The sequence below is a fragment of the Pedobacter sp. L105 genome (genome assembly GCF_009765875.1).
In the GTDB taxonomy this organism is placed as follows: domain Bacteria; phylum Bacteroidota; class Bacteroidia; order Sphingobacteriales; family Sphingobacteriaceae; genus Pedobacter.
Genome location: NZ_LMUP01000010.1, coordinates 175,054 through 187,424, shown reverse-complemented (window position 1 = coordinate 187,424; position 12,371 = coordinate 175,054). Strand labels below are relative to the sequence as shown.

At 41.5% G+C, this 12,371-nt stretch carries 10 protein-coding genes; 5 read left to right on the top strand and 5 right to left on the bottom strand.

Features of this window, described 5'->3' with window-relative positions:
- Positions 1-15 precede the first annotated feature (15 nt).
- Together GSQ84_RS22180 and GSQ84_RS22175 are read right to left on the bottom strand one after the other, a co-directional pair.
- Positions 16-987 carry an electron transfer flavoprotein subunit alpha/FixB family protein gene (locus tag GSQ84_RS22180; RefSeq protein ID WP_158799560.1) on the bottom strand — a complete coding sequence of 324 codons (972 nt, stop codon included), beginning with the start codon at positions 985-987 and terminating at the stop codon, positions 16-18.
- 101 nt (positions 988-1,088) lie between these two features.
- Positions 1,089-1,826 (bottom strand): electron transfer flavoprotein subunit beta/FixA family protein, encoded by a 738-nt coding sequence (locus GSQ84_RS22175; protein WP_158799559.1) that lies wholly within the window; start codon positions 1,824-1,826, stop codon positions 1,089-1,091.
- Positions 1,827-1,981: 155 nt separating this feature from the next.
- On the opposite strand from GSQ84_RS22175, the gene GSQ84_RS22170 reads away from it, so the two are divergent.
- Together GSQ84_RS22170 and chrA are read left to right on the top strand one after the other, a co-directional pair.
- Positions 1,982-2,317: a tetratricopeptide repeat protein gene (locus GSQ84_RS22170; protein ID WP_158799558.1), complete on the top strand. Its 336-nt coding sequence runs from the start codon at positions 1,982-1,984 to the stop codon at positions 2,315-2,317.
- Positions 2,318-2,327: 10 nt separating this feature from the next.
- Positions 2,328-3,527: a chromate efflux transporter gene (gene chrA, locus GSQ84_RS22165; RefSeq protein ID WP_158799557.1), complete on the top strand. Its 1,200-nt coding sequence runs from the start codon at positions 2,328-2,330 to the stop codon at positions 3,525-3,527.
- A gap of 357 nt (positions 3,528-3,884) precedes the next feature.
- On the opposite strand, the gene dnaB is transcribed toward chrA, so the two are convergent.
- Positions 3,885-5,459, bottom strand: a complete 1,575-nt coding sequence (dnaB, locus tag GSQ84_RS22160; protein WP_158799630.1) for a replicative DNA helicase — start codon at positions 5,457-5,459, stop codon at positions 3,885-3,887.
- A 271-nt stretch (positions 5,460-5,730) separates the two neighbouring features.
- Between dnaB and rlmB the strand changes: the two genes are divergently transcribed.
- Positions 5,731-6,501, top strand: coding sequence for a 23S rRNA (guanosine(2251)-2'-O)-methyltransferase RlmB (gene rlmB / locus GSQ84_RS22155; RefSeq protein WP_158799556.1), 771 nt, complete (start codon positions 5,731-5,733; stop codon positions 6,499-6,501).
- Positions 6,502-6,646: 145 nt separating this feature from the next.
- Here rlmB and GSQ84_RS22150 read toward each other — a convergent pair whose 3' ends face one another.
- Positions 6,647-7,738, bottom strand: a complete 1,092-nt coding sequence (locus GSQ84_RS22150) for a mannose-1-phosphate guanylyltransferase (RefSeq protein WP_158799555.1) — start codon at positions 7,736-7,738, stop codon at positions 6,647-6,649.
- A 14-nt stretch (positions 7,739-7,752) separates the two neighbouring features.
- Entirely contained in the window at positions 7,753-8,718 is a 966-nt protein-coding gene (locus GSQ84_RS22145; RefSeq protein ID WP_158799554.1) for an SIS domain-containing protein, read from the bottom strand.
- A gap of 88 nt (positions 8,719-8,806) precedes the next feature.
- On the opposite strand from GSQ84_RS22145, the gene recQ reads away from it, so the two are divergent.
- Both recQ and kdsA read left to right on the top strand, forming a co-directional pair.
- Positions 8,807-10,996, top strand: coding sequence for a DNA helicase RecQ (gene recQ / locus GSQ84_RS22140; RefSeq protein ID WP_158799553.1), 2,190 nt, complete (start codon positions 8,807-8,809; stop codon positions 10,994-10,996).
- A gap of 8 nt (positions 10,997-11,004) precedes the next feature.
- On the top strand, positions 11,005-11,820 hold the full coding sequence (kdsA, locus tag GSQ84_RS22135) for a 3-deoxy-8-phosphooctulonate synthase (RefSeq protein WP_158799552.1): 816 nt from the start codon (positions 11,005-11,007) through the stop codon (positions 11,818-11,820).
- Positions 11,821-12,371: the final 551 nt, after the last annotated feature.

The window sequence follows — 12,371 nt, the reverse complement described above, 5'->3', positions numbered from 1 at the left end:
CGCCAGATATCAATGTTAGGCTTGGTGTGCTTTTAATGCCGCAATTAATTTAGGAACAACCTCAAAGGCATCTCCTACGATCCCGTAATCGGCGACCTTGAAAAAAGGAGCTTCCGGATCTTTGTTGATCACAACGATCACTTTGGACGAGCTTACGCCCGCCAGATGCTGGATAGCGCCTGATATGCCAATCGCAATATATAAGTTAGGGCTGATGGTAATCCCAGTTTGTCCTACGTGTTCTGAGTGAGGTCTCCAGTCAGCATCTGAAACTGGTTTTGAGCATGCTGTAGCAGCGCCTAGCAAATTAGCCAATTCTTCGATCATGCCCCAGTTTTCAGGTCCTTTTAATCCTCTGCCCGCAGATACAACTAGTTCGGCATCAGGAAGGGAAACTTTATTGGTAGCCCTTACGATTTCTTTGATCACTGCTGCCAGATCAGTAGCCGCCACAGTAGGTGAGAAGGACTCAATTGCAGCCGTTACAGGTGATTCTTTAACCCCAAAAGCATTTGGATTTAAAGCGATCACTTTAATGGCCGAAGTCAGTTCAGTAACTGCAAAAGCTTTTCCGGAAAAAGCAGTTTTTTTGACCTGGAACTTTCCGCCTTCAACTGAAGGCAATTCAACAGCGCCATCGGCTAATCCTGCTTTCAGTTTAACAGCAATACGCGGTGCCAGGCCTTTTCCTGAAAAAGAGTTGGACAGGACAACGATGTCTGCACCTTCTTTTTGCACAGCTTCTGCAATCACAGACGCATAAGCCTGGTTTACAAAGTTCTTTAGTTCATCGCTGGTTACAGTTAATATTTTGGAGGCACCATATTTACCTAATTCCTGCAGTTCACTTTCTGCAACGCTGCCTATAGAAATAGCGCTAAGGTTAGTTCCTGTTTTGTCTGCGATGGCTTTAGCGTAAGAAACTGCTTCAAATACAGATTTCTTAAACTTGCCTTCTACTTGTTCTACATATACTAAGACTGACATAATTTCTTTGTTATAATTTATTTTTGGAAACCCTGTGCTGAAAATGTTTCAGTAAATACAATTGCTTTCCGGTTTTAATCAGGTGAAATGGATAGGATCAATTAAATAACTTTAGCTTCGGTATGCAGTAACCCAATCAGGCTGGAAGCATCATCCGCAGGAATCAATTTTACTGTACCACGCGGAGGAGGGGTTTCAAACTGGGTCACTTTAGCTACTTCTTCAATTTCTTTAGCTTCTACAACCTGTAATGGTTTTGTCCTTGCTGACATGATACCCCTCATATTTGGTATTTTTGCCTCGGCAACACCTTCAGCACAACTGGCTACAAATTTTCCGCTTACAGTAACTACTTCTTTACCGCCTTCTATTTCGCGTTCCAGTGTAGCAGTGGATCCATCATAGTCTAATTTTTTGATGATAGAAATGGAGGGGATATTCAGAAACTCGCCCAGCATGGCTGCAACCTGTGCACCATTGTAGTCAATAGATTCGCGGCCGGTAAGGATCATATCGAAATCAGCAGTTTTTACATATTCTGCAATCTGGTAAGCAGTGAAGTAAGCATCACGGGGAATGGCGTTGATCCTTACGGCATCATCAGCTCCGATAGCCAGGGCTTTTCTAATGGTTGGATCCGTAGCGCTTTCGCCTACGTTGATTACAGTTACTGTGCCCTTACCACCTTCACAAAGTTCTATGGCTTTCGATAAGGCAATCTCATCATAAGGATTGACAATAAATTGCACTCCTGCTGTATTGAATTGTGTATTATCGTTGGTAAAAGTTATTTTTGTGGTCGTGTCGGGCACATTACTGATACAAACTAAGATCTTCATATGAATAGGTTGTTATATATTGTTAGTAATTTGGTTTCAATTTTTATCAGGCTTGCTCCGCAGGTATCGTTGAATGAAGCAGTACTGAACAGTATAAATGATGAATTAATAAAAATGTCTTTTTGCAAATCTAATTAAAAAAGCAGGGATAAAAAATGCAAAATACCCGATTAAACAAGTTATTGACTTTTTTGGCAACAGAACCTAATGATCCTTTTATCTTATACGCTTTAGCTACGGAGTATAATTCTTTAAATGATACTGCAGAAGCTTTTCACTATTATTTAAAACTGGTAGCGGAACATCCTGATTATGTGGGTACTTACTATCATCTGGGTAAACTGTATCAAAAAGAAGGCCAGCCTGACAAGGCAGTGGAGATTTACCAATTAGGTATGCAGAGCGCACGGAAAAAAGGCGACAGGCATGCTTTCTCTGAATTGCAGGGTGCCTATAATTTAGCTGCTGGTCTGGATTATGAAGACGATTAATTAGAGCTGGATGGCGAAGCGGCAGTTGTTATTTTTAAAAGACGTTTTTTTATTTACGTTAACGGCATTTGGTGGTGCACAGGCACATATCTCTTTGCTGCTGAAGTATTTTGTAAAGGATACTCCATATATATCTGAAGAGGACTTATTGGAACTGAATGCACTGGCACAGATCCTTCCCGGGCCTGCTTCCACGCAGACTCTTGTAGGTATTGCCCATAAGGTAGGGGGATTGAAGTTGTCAATCGCCACCTTCCTGATCTGGATTATTCCTTCAGCAGCGATCATGACCTTTGCAGCGATCAGTTTTGCCCAGCTTGATCAGAAGGAAAAGTTTGTGGTGATCTTAAAGTATATCCAGCCAATTGCCCTGGGCATTGTAGCTTTTGGTGCTTATAATTTATCAAAAAAAGTACTCATCTCACAAACAGCGGTTTTCCTGGCGATATCAGCGGTAATTGTGACGCTGGTTTTGAGGAATGCTTATGTATTTCCGCTGGCCATATTGGTTGGGGGAATGATATCCTCTGCATTGGAAACCCCGCATGAAGAAAGTGAGATCAGGGTGAAGCTTTTTGCCAATGTAAACCCTAAAAAGTTATCTTATTTCTTTGGTGTCCTTTTGTTAATGGCTGCCCTGGGCGCTATCATCAACCGGACTTCTCCCTTTAGTTTACCAATCAGGCTGTTTGAAAATTTTTACCGTAACGGCATCTTCATTTTTGGAGGAGGACAGGTGTTGGTTCCGCTGATGTTTACCGAGTTTGTGCAAATGAAACATTACCTGACTTCAACGGGATTTTTATCCGGATTTGCATTACAGCAGGCCCTGCCGGGACCAACTTTTTCTTTTACCAGTTACCTTGGGGCATTGAGCATGAAGAATTTTGGCTATGATGTATACGGACAAATATTAGGGGGAATCATCGGAGTAATTGGAATTAACCTTCCCGGAGTGATCCTGGTATTATTTATTGTGCCTTTCTGGGAAGATTTAAAGAAGATCAACAGGATCAAACATTCTCTTTCAGGTATCAATGCGGTGAGCGTGGGTTTTATCATTGCAGCTTTTATTTTGCTGGTTAAACCAATTGGTCTCGACTTGTTTTCCGTAGGATTGATTCTGGCTACTTTCCTGATCCTGAATTTCACAAAGATCAGTCCGCCGTTTATTGTATTGGCCGGTATTCTGCTGGGTTATTTTATCTAATTGTAATCTCTTGTAACGAAGATATTAGGAGGTGAATTTGCTATATATACTATTGATTCATATAGTTTTATGTTAGCTTAAATCATTCAGATATTTATCCAGCAAAAACCCCAATATCAGATAACTAATATTGGGGTTTTTGTTATTTAATGGAAACAGCTTATCGATTGCTCTCTCACTGAAATCCGATCTCATTAGATTGAACTGATCATGTCATTAACGGAAAAAACTTATCGATTGCTCTCTCACTGAAATCATATCTTATTCTATTGAACTGATCATGTTCTTTAATAGAAACAGCTTATCGGTTGCTCCCTCACTGGATTTATCTAATACAATTGTACACTGATATTTCACTTAAAACGGTGCATCGTCATCATTGAAATCATCCATACGGGATGGTTTAATGATCACATTACCATGTGGTTTATCAAAATCAGCTGAAGGGAGCATTCCTGCACTTGGGCTATCCATAGAGAACGAATTTGGCGGCATGAAATCTTCTTCCAGATCGGTGAATTTAACATATTTACCAATAAACCGAAGCGGAACAATTCCGGTTTCACCATTCCTGTGTTTAGCGATGATAACTTCACCTACACCCGCCTGAGATCTACCTTGTTCATCTTCCGTAATCCCATAATATTCAGGACGATAAAGGAAAAGCACCATATCCGCATCCTGCTCAATGGAACCCGACTCCCTCAAATCTGAAAGGAGAGGCCTTTTACCGTTTACACCTGGCCTGGATTCTACCGCACGACTTAACTGCGAGAGTGCCAGCACCGGGATATTCAATTCTTTAGCAACTGATTTCAGTGCCCTGGAGATACTGCCGATCTCCTGCTCACGGTTACCACCGCCACTTTGTCCTTCACCTTTACCATGCATCAGCTGCAAGTAATCGATGATGATCATCTGTATATCGTATTGTGATTTTAACCTTCTGCATTTTGCCCTGAACTCAAAGATGTTCAGTGCCGGGGTATCATCAATCAGCAGGGGAGCTTCTGTCAATGTGCCGATCTTGCTGTGCAGCTGCTGCCATTCCCATTCTGCAAGATTTCCTTTCCTGATCTTCTCCTGCTCAATTTCTGTTTCCCCGGAGATCAAACGATTTACCAGCTGTACCGACGACATCTCCAGGGAGAATACTACTACCGGTCTTTTAAAATCTACCGAGGCATTCCTGGCGCAGGTTAGTACGAAGGCAGTTTTACCCATCGCAGGACGTGCAGCGATGATCACCAAATCTGAGGGCTGCCATCCGCCGGTGATCCTGTCCAGTGCGGTGAAACCTGAAGGCACACCGGTTAAACCGTCAGATTTTGTACGGAGTTCTTCCAGCGTGGCCAGCGATTGTTTGATGATCTCATCCATTTTCTGGGTATCTCTGCGCAGGTTGTTTTGTGCAATATCAAACAGGTTCTTCTCTGCATGATCCAGCAGGTCGAATATATCAGTGGTGTCTTCGTAAGCATTTTGAATGATCTCCGAGGAGATCCTAATCAACTCTCTCTGGATATATTTCTGTGAGATGATCCTGGCGTGATACTCAATATTTGCCGCTGAGGCTACACGGTTGGTGAGGTTGGTAATATAATAGGCGCCGCCCACCATTTCGAGTGTACCCAGGGTTCTTAATTCTGAAGTCACCGTTAGAATATCAACGGGTTTAGACTTTTGGAAAAGCTGCGCAATAGCCTCAAATATTTTCTTATGTGCTTCGGCGTAAAAAACCTCGGGTTTAAGGATATCGATAACGGTAGATAATGCATCTTTTTCCAGCATGAGTGCGCCGAGTACAGCTTCTTCCAGATCGATGGCCTGGGGAGGAATTTTACCCATATTACTCATAGGTGCACCTAATCGGTTCTTTTTGGAAGAGGTATAATTTTGCCTGTCTTGTCCCTGTGTTCCGTTATCATTCATACCTACAAAAATATGCAAAAATACAGTCCTGTTGAGATTTGTTTTTAAACATTCGGGATTATTGGGCATTGTGATTGTCCATATTTTTTTATCGGTTTAATTAGCTTTCATCAGCTAAATGTTTGCATTTGAGCAGCATAAGCCGTTGAATTTTGACCATATCAATAAAGTACTAACAAAATTTTGTTGATAAGAGTCTCTTATACAGTGATATAAAATGTATACCTCAATTCTCATTATTTCAGCTATTTTTGCAGGATAAATAGAATAAATGGAAAACTTTAGAAGGTCGCCGAGACCTAAAGAAAATAATGAGTTTGTATTTGGTATACGTGCAGTAATTGAAGCGATTAAAGCGGGAAAAGATATAGAAAGTATATACATGCAAAGAGGCCTGACAGGAGAGATCATTCCCGAACTGAAAGGCTTACTAAAAGACACAGATATTCCCGTTCATAATGTTCCGGTAGAAAAACTGAACAGGATGACGTTAAAAAATCACCAGGGAGTGATTGCTGTAATTTCTGCCATTACTTTCCAGAAAATTGAAGATATCATTCCGCTGATCTATGAAAAGGGAGAGGTGCCGCTAATCCTGATCCTGGATGGGATCACTGATGTAAGGAATATGGGTGCCATTGCAAGAACAGCTGCCTGTACAGGTGTGCATGCTATTGTGGTTCCTGCTAAAAATTCTGCACAGATCAATGCCGATGCGATTAAAACATCTGCCGGCGCTTTATTTACCATCCCGGTGTGCCGTCATCAGAACCTGCATAAAACAGCTTTATACTTGCAAGAATGCGGTTTACAAATCGTTGCCTGTACAGAAAAAACAAGCGACCTGATCTATGCGCCTGATTATACTGTGCCTACAGCCATTGTAATGGGAGCGGAGGATGAAGGTATTTCCAACGAGATCATGCGAATGGCCAACCATTTGGCAAAGATCCCCATGTTTGGAGAGATCGGTTCACTGAACGTTTCGGTTTCTACCGGGGTGATCTTATATGAAGCGATCAGACAAAGGGTAAGCGTCTAAAATATAAATCAGCTATTCATGATTTGATGTTTTATACATCATTCATATCATGAATAGCTGATCCTGGCCTTTATATATCTTTATGATCAATAACTGAACAAATCATTTGATAATTGATTGGTTCAGTTATCGTTTGAGGCGGCTTTTAAATAAACCTCTGCCCGAAGTTGGATTTCACATCCGCCACGATCTGTTTAACACTATGCTCTTCCGTTCTAGGGCAGATCAGTAATGTATTATTAGATTCTATTACAATGTAATCATGTAGTCCCTGTAAGATAACCAGTTTGTCTTCAGGCACATTAACAATACAATTAGACGAATCAAACATCATCACCTGTTCCGCAGGCATCACTGCATTTCCTACATAATCTTTATCAGCTACATCATAGATGGACGCCCATGTGCCCAAGTCAGACCAGCCGAAGTCAGTAGGCAGCACATATACGTTATCTGCTTTTTCAAGGATGGCCAGGTCTATTGAAATATTGGTGCACTGCTGGTAGGCATTGCTGATGAAATTTTTCTCTTCAGAAGTACCGTAAAGCGAGGAACCTAAATTAAAAATATCGTACATATCCGGCAGGTGTTTACTAAAAGCATCGTTGATGGCTTTAACCGACCAGATATAAATCCCTGCATTCCACAGGAAGTCGCCGCTTTGAACAAACGACTTTGCCAGTTCCAGGTTTGGTTTTTCTGTAAATAATTTTACTTTACAGATGCTTTCATCAGAGATCAGGGCGCTATCTACATATTGGATATATCCATAACTGGTATCAGGGCGGCTTGGCTTGATGCCTAAGGTGATCAGGCAATCATTTTCCCGTGCTGCTACCAAAGATTGCTCCAGGGAAGCTACAAAACCTTTCAGGTTAGAAATGGTATGATCTGAGGGGGCAACAATAATGGTTGCTTCAGGATTAAGCTCTGCGATCTTCATAGAACCATAAGCCACGCAAGGCGCAGTATTACGGTTTATCGGCTCTGCCAGGATCTGGTTATCATGTAGTCCGGGTATCTGCGTCTTCACGAGATCAACATAATTTTCATTGGTCACAATGAAAATATTTTCAGGCGGACAAATATTTAAAAAACGTTCGTATGTACTTTGGATCAGTGTTTTTCCAACACCAAAAAAATCGATGAACTGTTTGGGATGTTCTATTCTGCTTACCGGCCAGAAACGGCTTCCAACGCCGCCCGCCATGATTAAGACATAATTATTTTTGTTCATTTGGTTAGACATAATTAAATTAAACCTTCGTGTAAAAGGTCGTGCAAATGTACGATACCAAAGTAACCATTGGCATCAGTAACTAATAATTGAGTGATATTGGATTCCCGTATCAATTCAAAAGCGGTAGCGGCTAAAATATCTTTATCTATTGTCTTTGGATTATTGTTCATAATGTCCGCGGCAGTAAGATTTGTCAGGTCGGAATATTTTTCCAGCATCCTCCTGATATCTCCATCAGTAATGATTCCCTGGATATTATTCCCAACCAGAACAACTACTGCCCCCAAACGGTTTTTACTAATTGTAATTATTACGTCTTTAACTGTTGCCTCGGGAGAAACACTTGGTTTGGCATTACGTTCTGCCAATTCGGATACCCTTAGGTACAGGCGTTTACCTAAAGAGCCTCCGGGATGGAACCTGGCAAAGTCTTCCGAATTAAAATCACGAGCATAAAGCAGGCTTACAGCCAATGCATCGCCCATAGCCAATTGCGCCGTGGTACTTGTAGTGGGGGCCAGGTTGTTTGGACAAGCTTCCCTTTCAACAGTAGTATTCAGGATCAGGTCGGCCTGTTCTGCCAGGTCAGATTCCAGCTGTCCCACCATACCAATCAGCAGGTTGCCCGAGCTTTTGAGAGAAGGGATCAGCAGCTTAATTTCCGGGGTGTTACCGCTCTTGGAAATACATATAATTATGTCATCTTTTTGGATCATTCCAAGGTCGCCATGCACCGCATCCGAAGCATGCATGTAACTTGATGGAGTGCCCGTAGAATTAAAAGTAGCAACAATTTTTTGCGCAATTATAGCGCTTTTGCCAATTCCAGTGACAATCACACGTCCTTTTCCGGCAATAATACGCTCAACAATGGTCGAAAAATCATCGTTTATACGGTCAATCAGCCCAAGAATCGCCTGCGCTTCTGCCTGTAAAGTGTTGATCCCCGCCTCGATAATAGATTTTTTACTTTTCAAAGAGAATTTTTTAGTATATTGATGCCTTAATTGGTGCAAAATTATGTTATTTTGAATCAAAAATAGCACTGAATATTTTATACACAAAATGGACGTGAAAAAGTCGTTGTTTGACAACTTGCAAACCTTTTTTGGGTTTGACAATTTTAAAGGCGATCAGGAATCAATTATTACTAATGTTCTTGAGCGCAAAAACACCTTTGTGATTATGCCTACAGGTGGTGGTAAATCTATCTGTTACCAGCTGCCGGCACTAATGACCGAAGGTACTGCCATCGTGATATCTCCGCTGATAGCGCTGATGAAAAATCAGGTGGATCAGCTCAGGGCTTTTGGGGGAAGTGACAGTATTGCACATTTTCTGAATTCTTCTTTAAATAAATCTGAAATTACGCAGGTAAAAAATGATTTGTTGAGTGGCCAGACTAAATTATTATATGTAGCACCAGAGTCTTTATCTAAAGCAGATAATATAGAATTCCTGAAGCTCATCACTATTTCTTTTGTTGCGGTTGATGAAGCCCATTGTATTTCGGAATGGGGACATGATTTTCGTCCGGAGTACCGGAGGATACGTCAGGTGATCAGTGGTCTGGGAGATGATATCCCTTTGATTGCACTGACAGCTACAGCTACACCCAAGGTACAGCAGGATATTATCAAGAACCTGCAGATGAGTGATGCCACTTTATTTAAATCATCTTTTAACAGGCCTAATTTATTTTATGAGATACGCCCTAAACGGGATGTACTGAAAGAGATTATCCGGTATATCAAGTACAATACAGGAAAGTCAGGTATTATCTATTGCCTGAGCAGGAAGAAGGTGGAGGAAGTAGCAGAGGCCTTAAACCTTAACGGAATTAAAGCTTTGCCTTATCACGCCGGACTGGAGCCGAAGGTACGTGCCGATACACAGGATAAGTTCCTGATGGAAGATGTGGAAGTGATCGTAGCCACCATTGCTTTTGGTATGGGTATCGATAAACCTGATGTTCGCTTTGTGATCCACCATGATATTCCTAAAAGTATGGAAGGTTACTACCAGGAGACTGGCAGGGCCGGACGTGACGGTGGTGAAGGGGTCTGTATTGCTTTTTATGCCCAGAAGGATGTAGATAAGCTGGCTAAGTTCATGAAAGATAAGCCGGTGGCCGAACGTGAAATTGGTACGCAGATCCTGAAGGAGGTAATTGATTATGCTGAATCCGGCGTATGCCGAAGAAAGCAGATCCTGCATTATTTCGGAGAGAATTTTAATGAAACAGGTTGTAACTGCATGTGCGACAACTGCAAGAAGCCCAAACAGCTGTTTGAGGCCGAAGAGCATTTGAAAACATTGCTGGTACTCATCAGGGATATCGGAGAGAAGTTTGATGATGCCCATATTCTGAATGTATTAATGGGGTCTGAAACTGCACAGACCATCGCTTATGAACACAGCAAGCTGATGGAGTTTGGCCTGGGTAAAGTAGAAGGCGAGAACCTTTGGAAATCGCTGGTGAGACAGGCTGTATTAAATAACTTCCTGTCGAAGGATATTGATAATTATGGTTTATTGCGTTTAACCAATTCGGGACACGATTTTATTGCCAATCCATATAGCTTGAAGTTCATCTTGAACGAGCCGATTGAAAGTGCTTCTGATGATGACGAGGATGATGTGAAACATGGCAGCGGAACACTGGATACCCAGTTGCTGCAATTATTGAAAGACCTGCGTAAGAAGATCGCCAAGCAGAAAAATGTTCCTCCTTTTGTGGTGTTTCAGGATCCCTCCTTAGAGGAGATGTGTACGCATTATCCGATTTCAATGGAGGAGCTGAAACAGATCTCTGGTGTAGGTAATGGTAAAGCACTGAAGTTTGGTTCTCCTTTCCTGGAGCTGATCAAGAAGTACGTGAACGATAATGATATTGAAAGGCCAATCGACCTGATTATCAAAACACAGGCGAATAAGTCGCAATTGAAAGTTTCTATCATTCAGAATGTAGACAGGCAGATCGGGCTGGAAGATATTGCGAAGTCTAAGGGCATCACTTATTTTGAGATCCTGAAGGAGATTGAGGCCATCGTAAATTCCGGTACCAAGCTGAACCTGAATTATTTTGTAGATGAGATGATGGATGACGACCGCCAGGATGAGGTGTTCGATTATTTCCGCTCGGCAGAGAATGATTCTATCGATGAAGCATTGAAAGATTTAGGCGAGACGGATTATACCCGTGAAGAGATACAATTAATGCGAATCAAGTTCATGTCTGAACTTGGAAATTAAGGATAAGAATGATCAATTTTGAGTTAGATAAATTAAAATATACCACCTCCAATAATTTCTTTTTAATGGCCGGGCCATGTGCAATTGAAGGTGAAGAGATTGCCCTGAGAATTGCAGAGCGAATTATTACGATCACAGATAAACTGGAGATCCCTTTTATTTTTAAAGGATCTTACCGTAAAGCAAACCGCTCGAAAGGTGATTCTTTTACCGGTATCGGGGATGAAAAAGCATTGAAGATACTGGAAAAAGTAGGAAAGACCTTTGGTGTACCTACCGTAACGGATATCCATGAAAGCGATGAGGCGGCCATGGCTGCTGCTTATGTGGATGTACTGCAGATCCCTGCTTTTTTATGTCGTCAGACAGATTTGTTAATTGCCGCAGGTAAAACAGGCAAGGTAGTGAATGTAAAGAAGGGACAGTTTCTTTCTGCCGGTTCAATGAAGTATGCCGTAGAGAAGATCTATGAAGCAGGAAACAAAAAGGTGATCCTTACCGATCGCGGAAATACGTTTGGTTACCAGGACCTGATCGTGGATTACAGGGGATTACCTGAAATGCAATCTTTCGGTGTTCCCGTAGTAATGGATGTGACGCATTCTTTACAACAGCCCAATCAAAGTTCTGGCGTTACTGGTGGTAAACCAGAGTTGATCGAAACGATTGCAAAAGCAGCGATTGCTGTCGGTGCTGATGGCTTGTTCATCGAAACACATCCTGATCCTGCACATGCGAAGTCGGATGGGGCGAATATGCTACAGTTAGATTTGTTAGAGCCGTTATTAATAAAATTACTCAGAATAAGACAAGCTGTAATCTAATTGCAGTTTTTGAGTTTGTGCCCGGGCTGCCTCCAGTCCGGGTTTTTTTGTGCTCCATTTTCTGGGGATCAACTGCTGTAAAAATGTGATATGTTATATTCCGGCTGCATAATGCTGCGCAAGACGCTAGGCCGGAATATAACATATCATATTTTTACAGGTTATCTCAGGGGCATTACGCTTAGAAAGTTCCTTCTAAAGATTTTCCATATCATAGGATAACCATTGGATATCTTTTGGATTTCCCACTCTCCATCATGCTACAGATGGTCCTTTAAAAGGCTTTACCTTTCACTTTTTCTTAGATAAGCCTAAGGATTTAACCATTGGATATTTTTTGGATTCTCCTTTGCATCATGCTACAGATGATCCTTCAAAAATGCTTTACCTTTCACTCTTTCTTAGATAAGCCTAAGGATTTTACCATTGGATATTTTTTTGGATTTTCCGCTCTGCATCATGCTACAGATGATCCTTAAAAAAGCTTTACCAATAACTCTTTTTCGGATAACCTTAAGATTTAACCATTGAATATTTTTTGGATTTCCCAC

What these genes read in the sequence shown, in the direction of transcription:
- rlmB (WP_158799556.1), top strand. Translation starts at nt 5,731, where the DNA reads ATGGAAAACTTTAGAAGGTCGCCGAGACCTAAAGAAAATAATGAGTTT.
- GSQ84_RS22150 (WP_158799555.1), bottom strand. Translation starts at nt 7,738, where the DNA reads ATGAACAAAAATAATTATGTCTTAATCATGGCGGGCGGCGTTGGAAGC.
- chrA (WP_158799557.1), top strand. Translation starts at nt 2,328, where the DNA reads ATGGCGAAGCGGCAGTTGTTATTTTTAAAAGACGTTTTTTTATTTACG.
- GSQ84_RS22170 (WP_158799558.1), top strand. Translation starts at nt 1,982, where the DNA reads ATGCAAAATACCCGATTAAACAAGTTATTGACTTTTTTGGCAACAGAA.
- dnaB (WP_158799630.1), bottom strand. Translation starts at nt 5,459, where the DNA reads ATGAATGATAACGGAACACAGGGACAAGACAGGCAAAATTATACCTCT.
- recQ (WP_158799553.1), top strand. Translation starts at nt 8,807, where the DNA reads ATGGACGTGAAAAAGTCGTTGTTTGACAACTTGCAAACCTTTTTTGGG.
- GSQ84_RS22175 (WP_158799559.1), bottom strand. Translation starts at nt 1,826, where the DNA reads ATGAAGATCTTAGTTTGTATCAGTAATGTGCCCGACACGACCACAAAA.
- GSQ84_RS22180 (WP_158799560.1), bottom strand. Translation starts at nt 987, where the DNA reads ATGTCAGTCTTAGTATATGTAGAACAAGTAGAAGGCAAGTTTAAGAAA.
- kdsA (WP_158799552.1), top strand. Translation starts at nt 11,005, where the DNA reads ATGATCAATTTTGAGTTAGATAAATTAAAATATACCACCTCCAATAAT.